A 22,088-nucleotide genomic window follows, 5' to 3' on the forward strand; every position below is an offset into this window, starting at 1 on the left:
AGGACATGTTCGATACACATAAAGTAGAAATCGAGTGGGCAGGCCGCCCGCTCAAGCTCGAGACCGGCAAGATCGCCCGCCAGGCTGACGGCGCCGTACTCGCCACCTACGGCGAAACCGTCGTTCTCGCAACGGTCGTTTCCGCCAAGGCGCCGAAGCCCGGCCAGGACTTCTTCCCGCTGACGGTCAACTATCAAGAAAAGACCTATGCGGCCGGCAAGATCCCCGGCGGTTACTTCAAGCGCGAAGGTCGGCCGAGCGAAAACGAAACCCTCGTTTCCCGCCTGATCGACCGCCCGATCCGTCCGCTCTTCCCGGAAGGCTACAAGAACGACACGCAGGTCGTCGTCACCGTCATCCAGCACGATCTCGAGAACAACCCGGACATCCTGTCCATGGTTGCGACCTCGGCTGCGCTGACGCTATCAGGCGTTCCCTTCATGGGGCCGGTCGGCGGCGCACGCGTCGGCTACATCAACGGCGAATACGTTCTCAACCCGCATCTCGACGAGATGGATGAATCGAGCCTCGACCTCGTCGTTGCCGGAACCTACGATGCCGTCCTGATGGTTGAATCCGAAGCCAAGGAGCTTCCGGAAGACGTCATGCTCGGCGCCGTCATGTTCGGCCACAAGGGCTTCCAGCCGGTTCTCGACGCGATCATCAAGCTCGCCGAAGTTGCCGCCAAGGAGCCGCGTGACTTCCAGCCGGAAGACTACTCGGCTCTCGAAACCGAAATGCTCGGCATTGCCGAAGGCGAACTTCGCGAAGCCTATAAGATCACCCAGAAGGCCGATCGCTACGCCGCGGTCGACGCTGTCAAGGCGAAGGTAAAGGCGCACTTCCTCCCCGAGGAAGGCGAAGCCCGGTACACGGCTGAGGAAGTCGGCGCGATCTTTAAGCACCTGCAGGCCAAGATCGTCCGCTGGAACATTCTCGACACCAAGAGCCGCATCGACGGCCGCGACCTCGAAACCGTTCGTCCGATCGTATCGGAAGTCGGCCTTCTGCCGCGGACGCATGGTTCGGCGCTCTTCACCCGCGGTGAAACGCAGGCGATCGTGGTTGCCACGCTCGGCACCGGCGAGGACGAACAGTATGTCGACAGCCTGACGGGCATGTACAAGGAGCGCTTCCTGCTCCATTACAACTTCCCTCCCTACTCGGTTGGCGAAACCGGCCGCATGGGCTCTCCGGGCCGTCGTGAAATCGGTCATGGCAAGCTCGCATGGCGTGCAATTCGTCCGATGCTGCCGTCCGCCGAACAATTCCCCTACACGCTGCGCGTCGTCTCCGAGATCACCGAGTCGAATGGCTCGTCCTCGATGGCCACCGTCTGCGGCACCTCGCTTGCTCTGATGGATGCGGGCGTACCGCTCGCGAAGCCGGTGGCCGGTATCGCCATGGGTCTGATCCTGGAAGGCGATCGCTTCGCCGTCCTCTCCGACATTCTCGGTGACGAAGATCACCTCGGCGACATGGATTTCAAGGTCGCAGGTACTGCCGACGGCATCACCTCGCTGCAGATGGACATCAAGATCGCCGGTATCACCGAAGAGATCATGAGGGTCGCTCTTGCCCAGGCCCAGGGCGGCCGCGCCCACATTCTCGGCGAAATGGCGAAGGCCATCACCGAAAGCCGTGGCCAGCTCGGGGAATTTGCTCCGCGCATCGAAGTCATGAACATTCCGGTCGACAAGATCCGCGAAGTCATCGGTTCCGGCGGCAAGGTCATCCGCGAAATCGTCGAGAAGACCGGCGCGAAGATCAACATCGAGGACGACGGCACCGTCAAGATCGCTTCTTCCTCGGGCAAGGAAATCGAAGCGGCCCGCAAGTGGATCCATTCCATCGTTGCCGAGCCGGAAGTTGGCCAGATCTACGAAGGCACTGTTGTCAAGACCGCCGACTTCGGCGCTTTCGTCAACTTCTTCGGCGCCCGCGATGGCCTCGTTCACATTTCGCAGCTCGCTTCCGAGCGCGTCGCAAAGACCCAGGATATCGTCAAGGAAGGCGACAAGGTCTGGGTCAAGCTGCTCGGCTTCGACGAGCGTGGCAAGGTTCGCCTCTCCATGAAGGTTGTCGATCAGGCCACCGGCCAGGAAATCCCGGCCGCAGAAAAGGGCGATAAGAAGAAGGATGAAGCGGCCGAATAAGCCGCGCCTTCTGAACTGATATCCGGGCGCGGGACTGTTTCCGCGCCCTTTTTGTATTCGACCTTTGCGCAATCGCGGACGAATAAGCCGCAGCGCACTTTTTCCGGAATTGCTCCAGACGACGGGACCAGACCATGAGCCGCGAAACGCTAAAAACTCTCTTCCACCCCTTTGTCAGCGAAACAGTAGCATCGCCCGGCGAAGGCGAGCGTGTGCTCTTCCTTGGGGCAGAGGCGGGCTTTGGGCTGCCCGAGGGTTTTACCGCATCGCTTGCGGCCGTGCAGGGCTTCAAACCGCTCTACAGGCAGCTTCTGGCACAACGTATCGAAGCCAATCCGGAGATCCACGGTGAAGACTACGATGCGGGCCTGGTGCTCTGCACCAAACACAAAGGTGAGAACGAAGCCAATATCGCCGCCGCCCTTTCCCGCGTGAAGGCCGGTGGGCTGATCGTCGTTGCCGGCGGCAAGGAAGACGGTATCCAGCCACTGCGCAAACGTGTGGAAAGTTTCGGCCTCGATACCGAGCATATGCCGAAATATCATGGCGTCGCCTTCTGGTTCGGCCGGCCGGCCGATGTCAGCGAGATCGTCGCAAAGTTTGGTAAGTCGCCGGTGCGTGTCGAAGGCCGCTTCATCGCCTCGCCCGGCATGTTCTCGCATGACAGGCTCGACGCAGGTTCGCAGCTTCTCGCCTCGCGCCTGCCGACCGATTTCTCTGGCGATGCGGCCGATTTCGGCGCCGGCTGGGGCTGTCTCTCCGTCGAACTGGCGCAGAAATCTCCGAATCTTACCCGCCTTGACCTCTACGAAGCCAACTACGAGGCCCTGGAGGCCGCTAAGGCCAATCTGGCGGAGAACTGCCCGAACGCGCCTGCGCGCTTCTTCTGGCACGATCTGGCGGGCGAGCCGGTGCGGGACAAATACGATCTTGTCATTATGAATCCGCCCTTCCATGAGGGCCATGCCGCTGAGCCTTCACTCGGACAGGCGATGATCAAGACGGCCGCCTCTTCGCTGCGCGGCGGTGGACGGCTGATGCTTGTCGCCAATCGAGGCCTGCCATATGAGCCGGTGCTCGCGGAGCATTTCAAGGATAGCGGCGAGACCTGCCGCAATGCCCGCTTCAAGGTGTTGTGGGCACGGAAATGAAAAAGGCGGCCAGTGCCACCTTTTCTTTTTAAGCCTGTCCGGCCCTACTCGACGTCTGCCTTGCGCAGCGTCTCCAGTGTCGGCATGGACGTGATGTTGTAGCCCGCATCGACGAAGTGGATTTCGCCGGTCACGCCCGTCGAGAGATCCGAAAGCAGGTAGAGCGCGGAACTGCCGACCTGGTCGATCGTGACGGTCTTGCGCAGCGGGGCATTGCGCTGGTTCCACGAAAGTATGGCGCGGGCATCGGAAATGCCGGCGCCGGCGAGGGTGCGGATCGGGCCGGCGGAGATGGCGTTGACGCGGATGCCGCGCGGGCCGTAATCGGCCGCTAGATAGCGCACGGAGGCTTCCAGAGCGGCCTTGGCGACGCCCATGACGTTGTAGTTCGGAATGACGCGCGTCGAGCCGTTATAGGTCAGCGTCAGCATGGTGCCGCCATCTTCCATCAGCGGCGCACAGCGCTTGGCGATCTCCGTGAAGGAGAAACAGGAAATGACCATGGTACGGCTGAAATTCTCGCGCGTCGTATCGGCGTAGAGGCCCTTCAGCTCGTTCTTATCGGAAAAGCCGATAGCATGGACGATGAAATCCAGCTTGCCCCAGCGCTCTTTGATCGCGTCAATGACTGTATCGACCGAAGCGATATCCTCGACATCGCAGGGGAGCAAAAAGTCGGAGCCGAGTTCGGCTGCAAGTGGCTTGACGCGCTTGCCAAGTGCATCGCCCTGGAAGGTGAAAGCCAGTTCAGCGCCCTGTGCAGCGAGCGCCTTCGAAATTCCCCACGCGATCGAGTGGTTGTTTGCGACGCCCATGATGAGGCCGCGCTTACCCTGCATGATTCCGGTCATACTGTTATCCGTTATAGCGCTGGAACACGAGCGTGGCGTTGGTGCCGCCGAAGCCGAAGGAGTTGGAGAGAGCGAGGTCGATCTTTGCATTGTCGATACGCTTGCGGACGATCGGCACACCTTCGAATTCCGGATCGAGTTCCCTAATGTGCGCGCTCTCGCCAATGAACCCTTCCTGCATCATCAGCAGAGAATAGATCGATTCCTGCACGCCGGCGGCACCGAGCGAATGGCCCGTCAACGACTTGGTGGACTGGATATGCGGCAGCTTGTCGCCGAAGACCGCGCGGATGGCGCCGATTTCCTTGCTGTCGCCAACCGGCGTCGAGGTGCCGTGCGTGTTGATGTAGTCGATATCGCCCTTCACAGTCGCCAGCGCCTGACGCATGCAGCGGATAGCACCTTCGCCCGAGGGAGCGACCATGTCATAGCCATCGGAGGTTGCGCCGTAACCGACGACTTCCGCATAGATCTTAGCGCCACGCGCCTTGGCATGTTCCAACTCTTCAAGCACGAGGACGCCGGCGCCGCCGGCGATGACGAAGCCGTCACGGCTGACATCATAGGCGCGCGAAGCCGATTCTGGCGTGTCGTTATACTTGGAGGACATGGCGCCCATGGCGTCGAAGAGGTTCGACATCGTCCAGTCGAGATCTTCGTGGCCGCCGGCAAACATCATGTCCTGCTTGCCCCACTGGATCATTTCCACGGCATTGCCGATGCAATGCGCTGACGTGGAGCAGGCAGACGAGATCGAATAGTTGACGCCGTGGATCTTGAACCAGGTGGCAAGCGTTGCGGACGCGGTGGACGACATGGCCTTCGGCACGGCGAAGGGGCCAATGCGCTTCGGGCTGTTGTTCTTGACGGTGATCTCGGCTGCTTCGATGAGCGTGCGTGTGGACGGACCGCCGGAACCCATGATGATGCCGACGCGCTCGTTTTCGCTGTATTCCTTCTCCTCCAGACCGGAATCGGCGATCGCCTGCTTCATGGCGACATGGTTCCAGGCGCCGCCCTGCGAGAGGAAGCGCATGGCGCGGCGATCGACCAATTCGGCAAGCTTGTCGGCGCCCAGCTTAGGGCTGCCCCAAACCTGGCACTTGAAGCCGTGTTCGGCGAAGTCGCTGGAGAAGGAAATGCCGGACTTTGTCTGGCGCAGCGATTCCGTGACTTCGGCCGCGTCGTTTCCGATCGAAGACACGACACCCAGACCCGTGACAACTACCCGTCTCATCTGATCAAACCCTTGTTGTTTCGTGAGCCGCTCGAAATGCGGTTTCAGGCCGTCTTGTCTTTCGAGAGACCGACGCGAAGATCGGTCGCCTGATAAATGGTTTCGCCATCCGCCTTCAGCCAGCCGTCGGCGGTACCGAGCACCAGACGGCCGCGCATGACACGCTTGAAGTCGATACCATATTCAATCAGCTTCGTGTGCGGGCGGACCATGCCCTTGAACTTCACTTCGCCGGTCGAGAGCGCCATGCCGCGGCCCTGTTCACCGAGCCAACCCAGATAGAAGCCGGTCAGCTGCCACATGCCGTCGAGGCCGAGGCAGCCAGGCATGATTGGATTACCTTCGAAATGGCAGGGGAAATACCAGTCGTCAGGGCGAACATCGTATTCGGCCCGCAGATAGCCCTTGTCGAAGGCGCCGCCCGTTTCAGAGATATCCGTGATGCGATGAACCATCAGCATAGGCGGCAAAGGCAGCTGCGCATTGCCAGGCCCGAACAGCTCGCCATGTGCGCAGGCGATGAGTTCTTCATACGAGTAGCTGGACTGTCTGGTCGTCATAAATCTCTGTTTCCCCCCGCGTTCTTGGCGATGGATGTGTGTCTTTAGTCCAAGTTCTTCATAAAATGAAGCGCAAGCGTGGCGGCTTCATTTTTTGGTTCCGGACTGGGCCTGAGCCAGTATTTGGTGGTCGCATACAGGAAGGCCAGGGCCGGGACCAGACCTAATTGCGTCAAAAGCCCGTTTTTGCGGCCTTTCGAAGGCTCTTGTCCCCATTGAACTATTGAAAGGCTTTTGCGCAAAAGTTATATCGCTTGGAACAAACATGATTGCTTTTCGCCAGAATAACCGGAGTTGGTGTTAATGACGGGTGAAACCCCGATCGCCATTGAGGTCAGGCTGCGTAGCGCAGGCCTGCGTCCCACCCGCCAGCGCGTTGCGCTTGGCGACCTCCTGTTTGCCAAGGGCGACCGGCATTTGACTGTCGAGGAACTGCACGAGGAAGCGGTTACCGCCGGCGTGCCGGTTTCGCTCGCGACGGTCTACAATACGCTGCATCAGTTCACAGAAGCCGGCCTGATCCGCGTTCTCGCCGTCGAAAGCGCCAAGACCTATTTCGATACCAATGTCTCCGATCACCATCACTTTTTCGTCGAAGGCGAAAACGAAGTGCTCGATATTCCGATCAGCAAACTGACCATCGACAATCTGCCGCCGCCGCCCGAGGGCATGGAAATTGCCCATGTCGACGTGGTGATCCGCCTGCGCCAGAAGCAGGGCTGATCTTCACATCACATCGTCAGGATGCCGGCCAGGCATGTGCTTGTAGGTCGGGAATGTCCAGCCGAACCACAGAGCGCCGCCACGTACTGCGAAGGCTGCCGCGACACCGCAGGCTGATGCGATGTAGAGCTCGGCGCCAAGCGCATTGACACCGGTAAAGACGCCGGATCCCACCAGGGCCGCCGTTACGTAGATTTCCGGGCGCAGGAGCACGGATGGTTCGTTTGCCAAGAGATCGCGCAGGATGCCGCCGAAGGTCGCCGTCAGCGCGCCAGTGACGATGGCGATCGTCGGCGAGCCGGTCGCGGCCAATCCCTTGGCGGCGCCGAGCACGCAATAGGCGGCAAGACCGACCGCATCGAGCCAGATCAGCAGGCGGTAGCGCGATTCCAGGAGATGGGCCGTAAAGAAAACGACAATGCCTGCGATGCAGCAGATGACAATATAGAGCGGGTTCAACACCCAAAAGACCGGCACGCGGCCGAGGATGATGTCGCGCACGGTACCGCCGCCCGTCCCCGTCACGATAGCGAAAAACAGAAAGCCTATCAGGTCGAGCTGCTTGCGCGAGGCGGCCAGCGCGCCGGTTGCGGCAAAGAGGGCAATGCCGGCATAATCGAGATAGACGAGCAATGACATCAGGGCCTCCAGACCGGCGGAACGAGACCCACTGAATCATCGCGGCAAGGGCGGCGCAAGGCGGCGCGCCCAGAATGGAAGGCCAGAGAGCCTTTATCCATAAGAGGAAAGCCGTGAAGACGCTGTTGCCCGTACTCCTGAACGTCGTTTTGCTGCTGGTTATGCCAGTCGCGGCCTTCGCACAGCAATCGCTGATCTCCGACCCGGAGATCTACGAGAAGAAGCACTTCCAGGAGCAATGCACGGAAGCATCCTTCGGTAATGGCTTCCTCACCCGCCAGGATATCAACAATGACGGGCTGATGGACGTGGTCATCAACGAGGGTGAACTCACCTGCGACGGCCAGAAGGGTCCGCAATGCAATGAAGACGGCTGCACCTATAATTTTTATCTGCAGGTGGCCGAAGGCGGTTATTTCATGATCGCGACCGCGCAGATCTACGGTTACGACTTCATCAAGCGTTTCGGCAACATGGTACTCGCAATGAAAATGAACCCCCGTTTCTGCGATCGCACCGGCGGCGACCCTTGCGTCGTCACCACCCGCGTGCGGGGTACGAAATTCGTCACCATCTCCAAGAAATAGGCCTCAATTCGGAAAGTGCGCCGGAGTGCGGCGGCGACATAGTAGCCGACGAGGCCGTACCATTCGCGAAGGGCAGTCCCCAGATTCTCAGCGTTCAGGCTCGGCTAGGTGTCATGGGACGGTTATCTGGCACGCGCCGAATGGGGGCCGGAGGCTCCGATCTTTTGATTGAACCGGCGCTGCAGCGGGCGTGGAATAAACAGAGCGACAATCGCGAGTGCCATCGCGAAGACGGAAACCAGCCACAGCGCCTGCGCGCCCACAAGGCGCGTCATGAGCGCCCCGCTGATGGCCCCGAGCACCATGCCGCCCCACGGCACAACCTGAATGGTCCAATCGAGGCGCCGGTCGCCAATGATCCAGCGGCCTATACCGCGGCCAAAGCGCGATAGCGCGCCGGTCACATAGGTCAGACCGATCGGCAGCCCTTCAATATGTTCAACCGCCGCATTCACCATGCCCATTGCGAGAACGATCATATAGAAACGCACCATCAGCAGATCCTGCAGCGTCATCATCGAGGCGAGCGCAAGCATGAGGCTGACGCAGCAGAGCACAACGAAGATGGGCCGTTCCGCGCGATGCGCGACGACGATGCCGGCGGCATTGCCGAGCACGAAGACGATGATGGCCGACAGCAGCACGGCGGCATGCCTGATATCGCCGCTGCTCACGGCCAGTGCCGCCCGCGTCGTATTGCCGGTCATAAAGGATACGAAGTCGCCGGTCAGAAGCAGGCCGGTCGCATCCGTCATTCCCGCAAGAAACGAAATCGAGCCAACCAGCGCGAGTCCGGTCGCGGTCCTGCGGGTTCTGATGATGCGGCGGCGTCTTGCTCGTGTCATGGTCTGGGTCCGGGAGGCGCCGAATCGGCTGGCCTCAACCGATATAAGAACTCGCTTTCAGCCTTCGACAAGGCTGACAACCGAGCAATTGCGGAAAAATGTCAGTTATGTTGACCTGAAGTGCCCGTGGAATTGCATTCGGGATAATTTGGTGGAGCTAAGCGGGAGACAACCTTTGCCGAAAATTTTCCTTTCTACATCAAATAATTATTGAAAATCAGATATCTGTGGGACTAGATATGGGTACTTTTTTGGGTACTCGGAGGCTTTCTTGGCCCTCTCATCTGATCGCATGTTTCTAGAGCTTCATGGCAACCAGTGGCGCGTTGTTGTCAACGTGCCGAAAAAACTGCGGGCGAAACTAGGTACCAAGTTGAAGAGGTCGCTGGGAACAGACAGCCTCAAGGAGGCAAACCGGCTTAAGTGGGATGTCATAGCCGAACTCAAAGCGATTATCGCGCACGCAGAAAATCCCTCTCTCTCCTTGGAGACCGCTCGATCAAAAAGCCGCGAGCAGGTAATGCAACAGGCCATTCGATTTGCCGAGCAGCGTAAAGGTGCTTTAGATCTGGTGCAGCGTGACCAAATTGATGAGGAGATCGACTGGCAGGCAGAGTCGCTCGCGGGCCGGCCTGTTGCCGCCGACGAGGACGGCCACGAAATATTCGACCCTGATCGCTTGCGCCTCGCCAAGGATTTCTCCCAGTTAGCGCGTGGGGAAAGGACACCGATTGACCTTCACCACGAAAAGTTTCTGGGGGCTTCGCACGTTAAGGCCCGCACATTGGCGGACGATAAGCGGGCAATGAAACTCTTGAAGGATTGGTGCAATAAAGCAGGTGTGCCACCCTATCTTCAGACGATTACAAAGAGGGAGGCCGTTCGGTTTTGCGATGAGCTACCGGGCCTCAAGGACGATCTTTCCCCAGTCACCCTCAACAAGTACGTTAGCCGCCTCTCGGTTTACTGGACTTGGCTTGAAAACCGGCACGAGGTCGAGTCCAACATTTGGCACGGACGGCGCTTGCGTGAACCTCAGCAGACTACTGACCAGAAAGAGCGCCCCTTTACCGATGATGAAGTGAAAACTTTGCTCGCAGGTCCCGCTTTGCCCGAAATGGATGACCTCATGAGGATTGCCGCACTTTCCGGAGCGCGCTTGGATGCCATCGTTTGCCTCAAGGTGAAGGATTGCCGAGATGACGGAGTGTTCGTGTTCAAGCCCCAAAAGAAAGAGCCGGGTCCTCGTCTCTGCCCAATTCACCCTGACCTTGAAGAAATCGTCGACCGACGAAAGAAGGGCAAAGCGCCCGACGATGACATCTTCCCCGAGTGGCCCGGCGTGAAGAAATCCACTTCGTTACGCGAGCGCTCCTTCAAGGCCTCCAACGAGTTCACCGCTTATCGCCGCAAAGTTGGGGTGGAGGACAGGCGCGAAGGCAAGCGTAGGGGTCTCGTGAACTTCCACAGCTTCCGTCGGTGGTTCATCACCAAGGCCGAGCAAGCGGGACAGCCGGAGAGCACTATCGCCATTGTGGTTGGGCATAAGCGGCCAGGGATGACCTTTGGTGTTTACTCCGGGGGACCACTTCTTGAGCAAGCACGGCAGTGTGTTGAAGCGGTGAAGCTACCGAAACCAACACAGGGGACGCTGAGCGAAGTTGCGTAGGCGAGGAGCATCAAAGTCACTCGCTGGTGTTTCATTCCTTTCGGCACACCTTTAAGCGGATGGCCCGCGATGCTGGCCTCTCGGAGGAGCTTCACGATGCCTTGACGGGGGATGCTGGCGGCGGCGGAGTCGGGCGGAGTTATGGCTCTGGGTTCGGCTTGCGGGCTCTTGGTGAAGCTATGGCGGGGGTCAAAGCGCCGACCATCGTAAAGAAAATGGCTGAGTGGAAAGCAGTTTGATCGGAAGGACGTTTGTGGGCTATGGCAGCTTTTGCGCCTTGCAACATGAGACGGTTCTCAGTGTTGTCACTTTTGATTTGGGGCGAGCAGGGCGAAGGAGGCTGTCGTGGGCAGGATGAAGGATCTAGCGATTGAAAGCTGGAATCAACAAAATCAATTCATCGATATAGTTGCTAACATTCTTACCCATAGCGGATACACAATCGAAGACCGGGATGATCCTGATCTGACTGACCCGTTCGACAGGCTACCATACGATCTGCTTATCAAGAGGAAGGATGGTAAATCTTTCGCCGTCGAGGTGAAAACGTATCGTTCTGAGCGTGTTGACCGCCATTTGCTTTGGAACGCACTCTCCACCCTTGGCCGCAAAGTGAAGGCTAAAGGCGGCATCGGCGGTATGATCCTGATCATGACCGGAGATTTGCCTGCGAGCGAGCCCACACGCTTCGGCTCTATGGACGGTGTTGAATACGAAATAATGTCGAGATCGACGTTGCTTGACCTAGTGAAGGATCGGGATGACCTTCTAGACGACTTGTCCGAGATCTTGGATGAAGTTCGTGACAATCCTATAGACGTCGTGACGCCACCTCCTCATGTGCCGAGCACCCCTGCTCCACCAAGAAGCGGTTTTGATGTGGCAGGCGCAATTGAGAAGATCAAAGCTTGCCCGCCGTCAAACGGAGCCGCTTTCGAAACCGTCTGCATAGAAGCAATCAAAGGGCTTTTCGACAGCGAGTTTAATAGGTGGTCTACCCAAAGTCGTGTGGAACGTGGATTTCACAGGATTGATTTGCTTGGGCAGCTTAACCCAAAGAACGATTTCTGGCAGGGGATGCGCTTCGACTTCAGAAGCCGGTATGTGGTGTTTGAGTTCAAGAACTATAGTGCGGCCATCAGTCAGGACGAAATATACTCAACAGAGAAATATCTATTCGCCGGTGCGTTAAGAATGGTAGCGGTTGTCATTGGTCGCAATGGCGAAGACGACGGCGCTAAGCGAGCACGTCATGGAGCACTTAGGGAACATGGGAAGCTCATTATCTTTCTTTCGGAAGACGAGCTAATCGAAATGCTTCAACGGTTTTCTGAAGGTGATGACCCGCACGAGGTGCTCATCGACAACCTTTACAATATGCTCAGGGAAATAGGTCGTTAGTCGACGGTGTGAGCGAGCCAAAGTGCGTCGCCGAACCGCTTTTCGATTTCATCGATGCCTGGTAGCCGTTGCAAATCGCGTACCAGCAAGCGTTCTTATCATCGCTCTCCTGCCATCCCGGCGCACAAAGCACGACCCTATGGAACTTGGCGTTACACAAGCCATGAAGGGCGAGCAGGCGTGGATCGTCCATGAACCAAGGCCTGAGGTCTTTGCTTCGGGTCCACCTCGGGACGGCCTTCCAATCGGCCTCGCCTCCAGTTTCGCTCAAAGGCCCCACCGCGCAAGACTTCCAGTTGGATAGCACAATGGGCTGATTGCAGGCATAGGCATGTGGTGCGCCGACGAGGAACAGCAAGGCCCATCCCAACATTAGCTTCCTGTAAACTTTAGACCCCATCACTCCCCCCGCCAATGGCTAGCTATACGCCTGACTCTAGGAGTCCTAGCGGCAGACGCAAGGAATGACTCTGGGGCATTGCAATGATGGTAGATTGCCTATCACTCATCTGTTCCCCTAGGGACAGCGCAGCAAGGGAACAAAGAGGCGGCTTTAATTTGGTCACATTAAGACAGGCCTCTAGCGTCCTCTGTGCACTTCAAAGCCAGCCTGTAAGCTGAAGGTGATGATGGGGTCTATCAATGAAGGTCATTACTCTGGGCCACCCACAGGCCATACGGGCAAGTTATTTTCTCAGGGCCGAATGATTGGCTTTTCCGTCACCGGCAGGCGAACGCCAAGTTTCGATAAGCTAACCCTTTCCATCGTCTCGGCGGCAATCACCTTCTTGCTCTCTGCGACCATCAGGCCGTCATGCATTGGGAGCGCGGTAATGCCCTGCGAGATCAAATCGAGGAGAATGGCAATAAGCAAATTGCTTTCAGTCGCCATCAATTCAAAGCCCACATCAGTGTCTAACAAAGGGGCGATAACGGGATGAGCGTGCGCAATTGCACTGCGAACTCGCGCCATGGTCCAGCTTTCGGGCAGTAGCAGCTTGGCATCGTGCGGAAGCCTCTTTGATTTCGACTCCCGGAAGAACAGCGAGGCGATGACGCGCTTGACCCCATCTCTATGGTCTTGCAATCCCGGAATAGCATAGAGGTCCCCTTCCGGCGGCATCACGCCCTGCCTCAAATAAGCAAGACGGACGAACATCGACGAGAAATCGAGGTCCGCCACTGTTTCACCGCCGATGGTCAGGCGATGACGGTCAACACGTGGCAGGCTTTCCCAGAGGCCGCCGTAAAGACGTCCGTGCCGATTGAAACTGTAGGGAGCGGCTGACTTCTCAGCATCGAACCGCCGAGTAAGATGGATCGGACCTAGCTTCTCACCATCGAACCGGATATCCGCTTGGTCGAGGGCCTCGTTTATCGCGAACATCTCTGCCCGAAGTGTTCCCGTCTCTGAGGTGTCTCGGTAATCAACCAAGAGTTTTTCGCCGTCTACTTCCGCTTGGAGCACAATGGTTTCGCCGCCGTTAGCTCGTCCGACATCCTCCCTCTTGACCTCATGCCGTTTCAGCAATGACACGAACTCTAAAGTCGGAATAAGCTTCGTCCGTTGCTCCTTATAAACGGCCCCTTCGACCTCAATGTAGCCGTGAGCTGCCAACTCAACCATCGCCCAGCGGAGACCATTGGGGCTGACGTGCTCGCGATCGTAGCGGCTACGCTTCAATTTCCTTAGCGATATCACGATGTCGCGGTTCTGGGCTGCTCCAAGGGCTGCCATGACAAGGTTTGCGATAAGCGTCTCTGTGCACGTCTTTCTCCTTGCGGTAGCATCCGCTCTATGCCGTCGTCCTGGCGTAATGGGTGGCGGAGTCAATGAGGAGAACAGACAGTCTACCAGCGCTACGAGGTTATCTCCGCTGGCCACCAGCCACGGGTCGAAATGACGAACCTTTTCCCGCTCTGCTTGATTAACGGTGCCGTATTTCAGGTGCGTCCGCCGAGATGGAATTCGAATATCCAAGATAAGTTCCAAGATGCGCGTCCCCACCACCGCTAGGTAATCAAACGGCGGTGAGGATTTTGTTGTTGATCAGGACGCCTTGGCTACAGGCGGGTGAGATGGGTGAGGACCGAAGCGCTCAGTACGCATGGCGATCACCTCGGGCACCGCTGGGCGGGCTAGCTCATCGCATGCCTTCTCCAGCGCCTCTCCGATTTTCCTCAGTACGTGCCCTGATGAACGAGGATAAACGTGAAGCTCGGCCTTGCGGGTGCCGCCCGTTCGGGGCTCCCAAACGTCCCAATGCCGGTGGGTGCCGCTGGCAAGCCTATGGATAGCCTTTGCGGCTTGCACGATGCGGAACTCCCGGGTGCGATGACTGCCGAAATCATCCTCAATGAGGGCCGCAACGCCGAGATAGATGGCGATGATCCTCCGCGTTGGGATGTCCGCTGCCCGCAGACGCGCAAAGGCGACCCGAGCACGGTAATTAGCAGATTGACCCCGCAGGCTCGTTGCCGGGTCCACAGGCCCCGCGCCAGCCATTAGGTGCTCCAGTTGCCAATACGATGCCTGATAGGCTGGGCTCTGCCGATGTTCCTCTATCCAAAGCTCAGCGCTCCGGACATAAGGCCGCAAGTCAGACGCCTTGTAGGTCGAATGCCAATGGGAGCCGTGCCGGGACTTGTGCTGGATGTGATAGCGGCAGTGGTAGCGAGCAAGGCCAGTTCCTTCGGATACTTCCACTTGCCGACGGCATCCGAGCACTGCACATCGCCGCTGTTCTGTAATCTCCAAAGGAAGCGCCGCATTGCTGCGACGCCCCCTGCGTAGGTCATAAGCCATTGGCGTCTCGGTCAACTGCTTCACGCAACCGATCCCGAGCGAAATCGCCAATCAAACCGAAATTCTCGAATTCGTCGCTCGAAAGTGGCTTGAGGGCTAAAAGTTCTATCTCGCTTTCGACCGCCAGACCATAGACGGCTTTGATCTGGTCACGATGCACGTAAGGCTTCTTGTCGCGTTTTCTGAAGTCTCTTCGCTTCAGGCTAACCAGGCCTTCTCCGAACACATGGAGCAATTCCTCTTGTGGCGCGAACATCGCCAACGTTGAGCCTTTTGGAAGGTGCGCGCGCGCTTCGGCAATAGCACTGTAAAGGCCAAGATTATCGGGACCGTCGAAGAGGACATGCGGTGCCTTGTCATTCGACGCGATCATTTCTCCGTTAATTGCGAAAAGACGCCAAGCGTAAACGTGCTGCGCTGCGTGAAACGGAGACTTTCTGGTTCCGGCCACTGAGAGAAAGAGCTTGTGCGTAGGCACAGCCCAGTCAATGGCCAGAGATGGTTGGTAGGTTATTTGCGTATTCCTTTCCTTGATCTGGGTTGCCATGGTGGCACCCAAGCACCGTCAAAATAACCCGGTCAGCGACATTTGTCATCAACTTACTTAAAATATTATCGATTTCTCTGTAATATATCTTCATTTCATTAAGAGCTAAAGGGCCTATCATTCGACGGCCTCTCTATCGATATACCCCGACCACACCACTCATATACCTTCCTATACACCCGACACCTTAGATCTATACATGCGTAGTGATGCCTCGATACACCCCATCTTTGGGCTACCATGGCTATTGAGGCAGGGGCTATACTACACCCTCGAGCGCTTACGGTCCTCAGACCCTTTAGGCTCTTCACGCCCCCATCGGTCATGACCTCAGGTCCTCCCGGCCTTCACAGCCACGGGCATTAGACACTGATAATGTCTTCACCCGCCATGGCACTGCCCCAGGACATCCGAGGATGGCACCGTGACTATCAATGGGTAGGGGACGCCAACCAACACTCCTGTAGGGGCATATTGGCAACCCCCGACGGATATCCTAAGAAGAGGACGAGCGCAGACGCGGCGCTCAGGGTGTGGAAACCCTTAGCTTAGCGGTATGGCCCCCACCGGAAGGGGTGACCGATCCTTGACCTTCGCTGGTCGGGGAGCCTTTGGCGTATGTCCAGGTTCTCCGAACTAAAGGCCTCAGGGACCGACTAAGCTCGGTTTTTCCACACTCCCCGATCAAGGGGTCATGGAGGCAATGCTTGGGGGGCGCCCCACGGCGAAGGCCTCAAGGAAAGCCGATGAACAGCAGCAATGACATTTCTCAGCGCGTGCACCAAGCAGACTCGACATCGAGTAAGCCAGCCGAGCGCTCCGCAATGACGCCATTCAACGTTATCCTTTTGAGCGCAGTCGGGATCATCCTTGGCGGGGCCGCTGTGCTTAACTTTTCGCCCCTTGGATCGCTTGGCAGATACCAGTTGGTCAGAGCAGATCAAGGCACCGCAATTCGCATCGACACAACGACCGGAGAAATTTCTTTTTGCTACGGCATCGGTGCTTACAAACCGAAATGTCTCCCTTGGGGGCACGATGCGCAACCATTTAAGTCAGCCCAACAGCCACAGACAGGTCAGTGAGGCGAGACAGATGAGGAGCGTTTTAACACCAACACTAGTCTCAATCGCCGCTAGCCTAAGCCTGCTTTTACTTTCCGCGTGTTCCAAAGACGAATTGGCTGATCGGGAGGACGCCTGCGCGGATTACGTCAAGTTCGAGGTCTTGAAAAAGGGCGATATCCAGCGGTGCATTGCAGAAGAGAGTTTCTTCAGGACGGCTGCCGAGAAAATTGCTGGTATGGGGACCGATAATATTTACCCGATACTTCTCGAAGATACAAAGCGAATGGCCCTGTCTTCGGACCGATTGGACAAAGCATCCTTCAAGCTGCTGCCCTCAGAGATCACAAACCCCGACCCGCTGACCGATGAACAACCTGCGATGAAATGGCATGTCGCACTCGATCTGTCGAATGTGATGTTTGATGCACCCACACAGGAAGGTGAGTTTAAACGAGATTGGTGGGAACTGACCGGAGAACGCAGTAAGGTCAAAGACGATCTGTGGAATCTCAAAATAATCGGCATCGGTCCTCATGACTTTGCCGGCCTCGAAACCATCTGCCAGTTGCTAGCCTATTCTGAGATTGCGCCGGGATGCGAGGCCCGGGTGTATATTGACGTCGATCCTGATAGCACTGCAGGGGCGCCCGAGTTGGCAGTGATGGCCGTTGAATTCAAGGCTCCCCCGGAGGAAAAGGTGCGCCAAATCCTATTGGAAAACGAAATGTTGCGTTGGTCCCCTAGAACTTGACCGCGTAGATTCGGGAACGCATAAACCGGCGTAATGCCCTTCACTGCGGCTGGAATCAAAACATGGAAGTGATGAGGTCGCTTGACGACTGCAAGGCGAAGCTTTGGAGCGACTATCTCAGCCTAGCCAACGCCTTAACCCAAGCTGCTGGCAAGACGGCTCTGTCGCTTGAGGAAGCGATACCGGCTCTCGCCAGCTTGAGAGAAGGTATTTACGAAAGCCTCAACCAAACCCTCCATGAGTATTACGCTGTTCGGGGGCTTGAGTGGCTCCTATCCGCGCGTCCGGAGTTTCAAGCGCTTGAATGGCATTGGAATCCGCGCGCCACTGGCACTAGCCTGGAGCCCGACATTAGGGGAGTTGCGGGCACTCAGGTGATCGTGTCCGCTGAAGTAACCACATCCCCACGCCCCAGCGGTGTTATCGACAGCCGGATGAGAGCTACCCTCATCAAATTATCGCAAATGGCCGGTGCCAAATATTATTTTGTGACAAGTCCGCAAATGGCCCAGCGTGCGAACACAAAGCTTGCAAAGGCCAAATATCGGATTGAAGTGGTAGATCTTTCAACCTTTAAGCAGATTCTTTGATAATCCTGAAGTAGCTCGCGCGGCTGATTTCCAGCGCTACCTGTATTTCTGCCGGGGTCTTTCCTTCGGTTTTCAGGGCCAATACCTTCTCTGCCTTGCTACGGGCCGTAGGTGCCCGCCCTTTGTATTTGCCGTCCGCCTTGGCTTTGGCGATCCCCTCGCGCTGCCTCTCCAGCATCAGCTCCCGCTCAAATTCCGCGATGGACGCCAAGAGGTTCAGCATAAGCTTTCCGGTAGGCGTGGACGTGTCGAAACGTTCTCCCCCCATGCTCATCACCCGCAGTTCGACACCCTTAGCTTTTAAGGCCTTGGTGATCGCTACAAGATCCGCCACCGAGCGGGCAAGGCGGTCCAGCTTCGTGACCACCAACACGTCACCCTCGCGGACAAACTCTAGGGCACGATCTAGCTCGGGCCTCTCCTTTGCCACGGAGGAAAGCTGCTCCTTGAAAAGCTTCGTGCAGCCCGCAGCCTCAAGGTCTCTTAGCTGAGCATCGAGGCCAGCCTTCTGGTCGGTGGTGGATGTACGGGCATAACCTATCATCACTGCTGTCATAACGGCCCCTCAAAGTCTCACACATATCCTTAACTATGAGATACCATAGGTCTCAAAATGTCAACCGCACTTGTATGAGACTAAAACGGCGGCTTGCAAACAGACTCACAAGGGCTTGGCCTATTGAGATCATCGTAGGAAGATATGCGGGAAACCGAGTCGCGAGGTGCGCCGTCGATATGGAAGGTCTACCAACACAATCAGCTACAGAGACAGCGCTTTTGGTTTATCTGTCTGAGTTTGGCCCCAAAAAAGCAAACGAGGTATATGAGCCGCTTGGGGAATTTTTTGAACTATCGCCATCACAGCTTGCTTTAACTATGCCCGATGGCCGCAATTGGTGGCGGAATCGAGTGCAATGGGCGCGCAGGGGACTTAAGGACGCTGGTTTCCTCAACCCAACACAGCGCGGAACGTGGCAGCTTACCCAATCGGGCATGCGCCGTGCACTTGGTGAGGTTTTGGCGAGCAGTAACAATCCCGAGTTTGAGGTGGAAGAGGGCTCCCCAGAACTGAAACAGCATATCCAGCGGGAGCGTGCATCAGCATTAATTGCGGTCTTCAAGGCGGGCCTGGAGAAACCCCAGTGCGCCGCTTGCGATTTCAATTTTCTCGATTTCTATGGTGAACGGGGTCGAGGCTATATTGAAGCGCATCATTCGATCCCGATTTCATCCACCGAGTTCAGAGGACGGACCAAGTTGTCGGATCTCATCCCACTGTGCGCAAATTGCCACCGGATGGTTCATCGAAGGCCGTATATCTCGGTCCGGGCACTACGAGAATCGCTTTTCCACGACCATCATAGGCAAAAAGCAGAGCTGCCCGACGCGGCACCGATGATCCCGTGAGGGCATCACTAGGCGGGTGTGTCCTCACTTGCAGCGATAAGGGTCCCATCAACGGGTACCGGGGGGAATCGCGCGGCCACTGGCACGTAGATCACCACTTAGATGCGTGACCCATAAATTATGCCAATTTTTTTAACCGGCGGAATCAGTGGTCAGGGGCAGAGTACTGCCTCGAAAGAGGCAAATTAGCTCGGAACAAACGACTCAAGAAGAGCTCGCCTCGCGATGTCCTGGGTAATGAATGGCCCAACGTTTAGTTCTTTGACAACCTCTGCGATAAGATCGTCTAGCTCAGCCAGAAGCACCTTGAGTGAAGTGAATTTAACTTCCTTGTCGATGATCTTCCGCGTTTTGTCGGGAGTGATAAGCAGACGCGTACGCTGGTCATTAACAATCATGTCAGCGAGGGCGACCCTCGTCGACCAAAGCAATGAAAGCTCGCTCCAAACAGGCACGTTGATTGCATGATTATCAAAATGCCAAACAAGGGAGGCAACATCATAGCTGCTAAGGTGGATCGTTTCCGACCCCTCATAATCCGCGACCAGCGTCTTCAGAAGACGTATTACTTTCTTTGTGTTTCCTGAAGTTACCTTGTCCTTCTCCTCAATATGATACATATGCAAGAAAGGATAGTTTCGCATTGTACTCTGATCTTCTTTAAGGAAGATATAAATTCCGCGGTCTTTTTTCTGTTGCGTCCTTTGATATTCGGACGAGTCATACCAGTGGGACGGGATAACATCTACTTCTCTTCTCAACGATCCGCCTGAAATTGTTATGGCCTTTGATCCAGAGATATCAACTTGAGCTTCTGGAAAGGCCTTGGGCAGAATAGCTTCCGCCGCAGACCGAAGTTCCGCTAGTAACGATGGGCCTGGTTTACCCTCCCAATCTGAATACCAGGGCGAGTTCGCAAGAGGACCGGTCTTGTCGATTATGACGAATACCTTTCGCAACAGCAGCAGATCGATGTCGCTCACCCCCTTGATATGGATATTGAGGGGCACCGAGCCCTGATAGTCAAACTCCACGGGGATCACACCATCCAAGGCTTTTTCGAGCTGATTTTTGACACGCTCTCCTTCAGCAAAGGAGTTCGCCGTATAGGCTGGGTCAACCTCCTGCATCGCACCTAGCGTATAAGTCGTTGCAGTCTTCGTACTACGCTTTTGGTATGATTCTTCGACGGGGCCACTTTTTCCATCCATCGAGTGTTCACTTTTCACGACCCATTGCGGCCCCTGGCGGCGGCTCTTGAGCTTTTGCAGCCGAGTCTCGAAATTACCTGCCATCACTGCACCCTCGTTAATGTCATTCGCCCGGAAGTGCCTCTGCCCCGTGCGGTAAAATAGTCCCCATCAGCCTGATTGAATCCGTGCTGAAACGATAACTCACAATAGCCAAGATGCGGGTTGATGACTTCGCCGGCGCGCGGAGTGTTTCTGTAGCTATACATGAGCATCCATCGCCCGCCCCCTTCAGAGACAAGCGCGGCGGATGCAGAGGATGAAGATGACTGGGCAGACCGAAGATAAACTCGGATTTTCTCCCAGCTTTGAGTGATCGAAACCTGCGCTTTCCATTGAAACGATACGTTCCCATTGTCATCGAATGTCTGGCCATCACACGTCCATTCGCCCGCGATATTTGGCAGACCGACAACTCTAAAGAAAATCATCCAGCCCCATTTGTTAAACAGCCAGTGTGTAATGCCGTAGATCGACGCTGCGGAGACAGGAATCACCAAAAAGTTCGTCCATTGGGGAACACCGAGATAAGTTGCCAACTGGCCCCAGAGTGCGCCGAGCGTCACAAATGCCGATGCCAAGGCTGCAGATAGTATTGCCAAGCAGCGCCCGACATTCGCTCGATTATGGCCTACAACAGAATATTCATGATCTAGCACGACGGCATCCCGCGAATGAAAGCTCATGCACTTCATGAACTTCTATGTTGAGTCGCTCAAGCGCGAACCGCCATCTTGGGTAGGTAATCCACCACTTAAAAGTAGAAATTAATCTAGAGGACTCGGAATCCTGACTTTTTAAACAGGTACATCTTCCCAGAAGAGTGAAGGTAAATCCTATCAACATCCGTTACCTGCGCCATGGCAAGGCAACTGTTGAATGCGGACCCCCGATTAGCCGGAGCGGCAATTGTGCTCTCAGGTGCAAATAGACGGAAAGACCAACCCGTTATGACGTAGTTAGAATTACTGTCCTGCCTTCCCAGCATTATGGCACCGTCGTGGACGGAATGGTTTGTAGCGATCGCCTCGGTCACATGGCAGAAAAAGCGAGCATCCAGCTCCATACCAATTGGAGGCGCTGGGTCTCGCACCATCGGAGAACAGAATTCTGGAAATCGTCCGCTGTAAAGGCAAGCAATCATAGTGCCAGAAGCACCCTGTTTGGTTGCAAAGGCTTTGAAAATTTCGCTTATGTCATCCATGTGATAACTCGATTCGGTTTTCAGCATCTATGCTTCATCTATGGCCGCTTTCAAAAATCTTATCTGCCGCTTTTATCTTCGTTGGTGGCGTTGCGGTTTTCGTCGCGACCCACTCATCGGGCGCCTCCACGTACGAAATCTTGACGCAAGTCTTTCGCATTTGCGGCGTGCTATCAACCTTAACCATAATCGCGCTGGGAGCGGCGTGGCGATGGGTGCCACATTTTCAAAAATCCATCTTTCCCTACCTTGGTGGCCGCTGGACCGGTCAGGTTTATTTTCAGGGAGAATATGGGGAGGAAACGCGAGGGGTTACTTTAGACGTCATTCACACGGCGTTTTTGATAAAACTTGTCCTTAGGAGTGAAGAATCCATCTCGCACACGTTGGCGGTGCAACCTAGCAAGTCTGATATGGATGACTATAAGTTGTACTATGTATATGAAAACAAGCGAAAGGAAGGCCGAAGCAAGGGTTCCCGCGTTTATCGTGGAGTTGCAATTCTTCGCGTCGAATTAGATCAAGGCGAACTACACGGCGACTACTTCACGGAAACCCACCGATCAGGGCGCCTGATATTAGGTGGCCGCAGGCGCAACAACTGGTGGGTTTTTTGGCGGTAAACTCCGCACTCTTAATCTAAACTC

At 56.2% G+C, this 22,088-nt stretch carries 21 protein-coding genes; 10 read left to right on the forward strand and 11 right to left on the reverse strand.

Going from position 1 to position 22,088, the window contains the following annotated elements; genetic code table 11:
- The first annotated feature begins 5 nt into the window (after positions 1 to 5).
- Together pnp and JNB85_RS07435 are read left to right on the forward strand one after the other, a co-directional pair.
- Positions 6 to 2,156 (forward strand): polyribonucleotide nucleotidyltransferase, encoded by a 2,151-nt coding sequence (pnp, locus tag JNB85_RS07430; RefSeq protein WP_183745505.1) that lies wholly within the window; start codon positions 6 to 8, stop codon positions 2,154 to 2,156.
- A 134-nt stretch (positions 2,157 to 2,290) separates the two neighbouring features.
- Positions 2,291 to 3,307: a class I SAM-dependent methyltransferase gene (locus JNB85_RS07435; RefSeq protein ID WP_220333691.1), complete on the forward strand. Its 1,017-nt coding sequence runs from the start codon at positions 2,291 to 2,293 to the stop codon at positions 3,305 to 3,307.
- Between the two features lie 44 nt (positions 3,308 to 3,351).
- Here the strand turns inward: JNB85_RS07435 and fabI are convergent, their stop codons facing one another.
- From fabI to fabA, 3 genes are read right to left on the reverse strand one after another with little or no spacing between them, the layout of a single operon-like run.
- Entirely contained in the window at positions 3,352 to 4,158 is an 807-nt protein-coding gene (gene fabI, locus JNB85_RS07440) for an enoyl-ACP reductase FabI (protein ID WP_220333692.1), read from the reverse strand.
- A 4-nt stretch (positions 4,159 to 4,162) separates the two neighbouring features.
- The gene (gene fabB, locus JNB85_RS07445; protein ID WP_220333693.1) at positions 4,163 to 5,395 is read right to left on the reverse strand and encodes a beta-ketoacyl-ACP synthase I; all 1,233 of its coding nucleotides are present in this window, start codon (positions 5,393 to 5,395) and stop codon (positions 4,163 to 4,165) included.
- Between the two features lie 44 nt (positions 5,396 to 5,439).
- Complete coding sequence (gene fabA / locus JNB85_RS07450) at positions 5,440 to 5,955, reverse strand: 3-hydroxyacyl-[acyl-carrier-protein] dehydratase FabA (protein WP_007814145.1); 516 nt, start codon at positions 5,953 to 5,955, stop codon at positions 5,440 to 5,442.
- A gap of 303 nt (positions 5,956 to 6,258) precedes the next feature.
- On the opposite strand from fabA, the gene irrA reads away from it, so the two are divergent.
- Positions 6,259 to 6,678: an iron response transcriptional regulator IrrA gene (gene irrA / locus JNB85_RS07455; RefSeq protein ID WP_220333694.1), complete on the forward strand. Its 420-nt coding sequence runs from the start codon at positions 6,259 to 6,261 to the stop codon at positions 6,676 to 6,678.
- Between the two features lie 3 nt (positions 6,679 to 6,681).
- Here the strand turns inward: irrA and JNB85_RS07460 are convergent, their stop codons facing one another.
- Positions 6,682 to 7,317 carry a trimeric intracellular cation channel family protein gene (locus JNB85_RS07460; RefSeq protein ID WP_220333695.1) on the reverse strand — a complete coding sequence of 212 codons (636 nt, stop codon included), beginning with the start codon at positions 7,315 to 7,317 and terminating at the stop codon, positions 6,682 to 6,684.
- A gap of 113 nt (positions 7,318 to 7,430) precedes the next feature.
- Between JNB85_RS07460 and JNB85_RS07465 the strand changes: the two genes are divergently transcribed.
- Entirely contained in the window at positions 7,431 to 7,904 is a 474-nt protein-coding gene (locus JNB85_RS07465) for a hypothetical protein (RefSeq protein ID WP_220333696.1), read from the forward strand.
- A 122-nt stretch (positions 7,905 to 8,026) separates the two neighbouring features.
- Here JNB85_RS07465 and JNB85_RS07470 read toward each other — a convergent pair whose 3' ends face one another.
- Positions 8,027 to 8,749: a YoaK family protein gene (locus JNB85_RS07470; protein WP_220333697.1), complete on the reverse strand. Its 723-nt coding sequence runs from the start codon at positions 8,747 to 8,749 to the stop codon at positions 8,027 to 8,029.
- 271 nt (positions 8,750 to 9,020) lie between these two features.
- Here JNB85_RS07470 and JNB85_RS07475 point away from each other — a divergent pair, with 271 nt between their 5' ends.
- A complete protein-coding gene (locus tag JNB85_RS07475; protein ID WP_223216436.1) occupies positions 9,021 to 10,418 on the forward strand; it encodes a DUF6538 domain-containing protein in 1,398 nt (465 codons plus the stop codon).
- A gap of 354 nt (positions 10,419 to 10,772) precedes the next feature.
- On the forward strand, positions 10,773 to 11,819 hold the full coding sequence (locus JNB85_RS07480) for a hypothetical protein (protein ID WP_476748513.1): 1,047 nt from the start codon (positions 10,773 to 10,775) through the stop codon (positions 11,817 to 11,819).
- 694 nt (positions 11,820 to 12,513) lie between these two features.
- Here the strand turns inward: JNB85_RS07480 and JNB85_RS07485 are convergent.
- Together JNB85_RS07485 and JNB85_RS07490 are read right to left on the reverse strand one after the other, a co-directional pair.
- Positions 12,514 to 13,812 carry a hypothetical protein gene (locus JNB85_RS07485; RefSeq protein WP_223216437.1) on the reverse strand — a complete coding sequence of 433 codons (1,299 nt, stop codon included), beginning with the start codon at positions 13,810 to 13,812 and terminating at the stop codon, positions 12,514 to 12,516.
- 802 nt (positions 13,813 to 14,614) lie between these two features.
- Positions 14,615 to 15,172 (reverse strand): hypothetical protein, encoded by a 558-nt coding sequence (locus JNB85_RS07490; RefSeq protein WP_162757995.1) that lies wholly within the window; start codon positions 15,170 to 15,172, stop codon positions 14,615 to 14,617.
- An 870-nt stretch (positions 15,173 to 16,042) separates the two neighbouring features.
- Here JNB85_RS07490 and JNB85_RS07495 point away from each other — a divergent pair.
- Both JNB85_RS07495 and JNB85_RS07500 read left to right on the forward strand, forming a co-directional pair.
- Positions 16,043 to 16,990, forward strand: a complete 948-nt coding sequence (locus tag JNB85_RS07495; RefSeq protein WP_220333699.1) for a hypothetical protein — start codon at positions 16,043 to 16,045, stop codon at positions 16,988 to 16,990.
- A gap of 62 nt (positions 16,991 to 17,052) precedes the next feature.
- The gene (locus tag JNB85_RS07500; protein ID WP_220333700.1) at positions 17,053 to 17,580 is read left to right on the forward strand and encodes a hypothetical protein; all 528 of its coding nucleotides are present in this window, start codon (positions 17,053 to 17,055) and stop codon (positions 17,578 to 17,580) included.
- Here JNB85_RS07500 and JNB85_RS07505 read toward each other — a convergent pair.
- A complete protein-coding gene (locus tag JNB85_RS07505) occupies positions 17,564 to 18,136 on the reverse strand; it encodes a recombinase family protein (protein ID WP_220333701.1) in 573 nt (190 codons plus the stop codon). The two genes, JNB85_RS07500 and JNB85_RS07505, sit on opposite strands and share 17 nt — an antisense overlap.
- Positions 18,137 to 18,315: 179 nt before the next feature.
- Between JNB85_RS07505 and JNB85_RS07510 the strand changes: the two genes are divergently transcribed.
- Positions 18,316 to 18,987 (forward strand): winged helix-turn-helix domain-containing protein, encoded by a 672-nt coding sequence (locus JNB85_RS07510; protein WP_220333702.1) that lies wholly within the window; start codon positions 18,316 to 18,318, stop codon positions 18,985 to 18,987.
- Between the two features lie 185 nt (positions 18,988 to 19,172).
- On the opposite strand, the gene JNB85_RS07515 is transcribed toward JNB85_RS07510, so the two are convergent.
- The 3 genes from JNB85_RS07515 to JNB85_RS07525 form a co-directional block, all read right to left on the reverse strand.
- Positions 19,173 to 20,282, reverse strand: a complete 1,110-nt coding sequence (locus JNB85_RS07515) for a nucleotidyltransferase-like protein (protein WP_220333703.1) — start codon at positions 20,280 to 20,282, stop codon at positions 19,173 to 19,175.
- Complete coding sequence (locus JNB85_RS07520; protein WP_220333704.1) at positions 20,282 to 20,923, reverse strand: Cap15 family cyclic dinucleotide receptor domain-containing protein; 642 nt, start codon at positions 20,921 to 20,923, stop codon at positions 20,282 to 20,284. Before JNB85_RS07520 ends, JNB85_RS07515 begins: the two co-directional genes overlap by 1 nt.
- Positions 20,924 to 21,009: 86 nt before the next feature.
- A complete protein-coding gene (locus JNB85_RS07525) occupies positions 21,010 to 21,468 on the reverse strand; it encodes a hypothetical protein (RefSeq protein WP_220333705.1) in 459 nt (152 codons plus the stop codon).
- Between the two features lie 2 nt (positions 21,469 to 21,470).
- Between JNB85_RS07525 and JNB85_RS07530 the strand changes: the two genes are divergently transcribed.
- Positions 21,471 to 22,064: a Cap15 family cyclic dinucleotide receptor domain-containing protein gene (locus tag JNB85_RS07530; protein WP_220333706.1), complete on the forward strand. Its 594-nt coding sequence runs from the start codon at positions 21,471 to 21,473 to the stop codon at positions 22,062 to 22,064.
- Positions 22,065 to 22,088 lie beyond the last annotated feature (24 nt).

Source organism: Rhizobium mesosinicum (assembly GCF_019511345.1).
GTDB classification, from domain to species: domain Bacteria; phylum Pseudomonadota; class Alphaproteobacteria; order Rhizobiales; family Rhizobiaceae; genus Rhizobium; species Rhizobium mesosinicum.

Bases quoted from the DNA above. Each gene is read 5' to 3' on its own strand.
- pnp (WP_183745505.1), top strand. From the start codon at position 6: ATGTTCGATACACATAAAGTAGAAATCGAGTGGGCAGGCCGCCCGCTC.
- JNB85_RS07435 (WP_220333691.1), top strand. From the start codon at position 2,291: ATGAGCCGCGAAACGCTAAAAACTCTCTTCCACCCCTTTGTCAGCGAA.
- fabI (WP_220333692.1), bottom strand. From the start codon at position 4,158: ATGACCGGAATCATGCAGGGTAAGCGCGGCCTCATCATGGGCGTCGCA.
- fabB (WP_220333693.1), bottom strand. From the start codon at position 5,395: ATGAGACGGGTAGTTGTCACGGGTCTGGGTGTCGTGTCTTCGATCGGA.
- fabA (WP_007814145.1), bottom strand. From the start codon at position 5,955: ATGACGACCAGACAGTCCAGCTACTCGTATGAAGAACTCATCGCCTGC.
- irrA (WP_220333694.1), top strand. From the start codon at position 6,259: ATGACGGGTGAAACCCCGATCGCCATTGAGGTCAGGCTGCGTAGCGCA.
- JNB85_RS07460 (WP_220333695.1), bottom strand. From the start codon at position 7,317: ATGTCATTGCTCGTCTATCTCGATTATGCCGGCATTGCCCTCTTTGCC.
- JNB85_RS07470 (WP_220333697.1), bottom strand. From the start codon at position 8,749: ATGACACGAGCAAGACGCCGCCGCATCATCAGAACCCGCAGGACCGCG.
- JNB85_RS07480 (WP_476748513.1), top strand. From the start codon at position 10,773: ATGAAGGATCTAGCGATTGAAAGCTGGAATCAACAAAATCAATTCATC.
- JNB85_RS07490 (WP_162757995.1), bottom strand. From the start codon at position 15,172: ATGGCAACCCAGATCAAGGAAAGGAATACGCAAATAACCTACCAACCA.
- JNB85_RS07500 (WP_220333700.1), top strand. From the start codon at position 17,053: ATGGAAGTGATGAGGTCGCTTGACGACTGCAAGGCGAAGCTTTGGAGC.
- JNB85_RS07505 (WP_220333701.1), bottom strand. From the start codon at position 18,136: ATGACAGCAGTGATGATAGGTTATGCCCGTACATCCACCACCGACCAG.
- JNB85_RS07510 (WP_220333702.1), top strand. From the start codon at position 18,316: ATGGAAGGTCTACCAACACAATCAGCTACAGAGACAGCGCTTTTGGTT.
- JNB85_RS07515 (WP_220333703.1), bottom strand. From the start codon at position 20,282: ATGGCAGGTAATTTCGAGACTCGGCTGCAAAAGCTCAAGAGCCGCCGC.
- JNB85_RS07520 (WP_220333704.1), bottom strand. From the start codon at position 20,923: ATGAGCTTTCATTCGCGGGATGCCGTCGTGCTAGATCATGAATATTCT.
- JNB85_RS07525 (WP_220333705.1), bottom strand. From the start codon at position 21,468: ATGCTGAAAACCGAATCGAGTTATCACATGGATGACATAAGCGAAATT.
- JNB85_RS07530 (WP_220333706.1), top strand. From the start codon at position 21,471: ATGCTTCATCTATGGCCGCTTTCAAAAATCTTATCTGCCGCTTTTATC.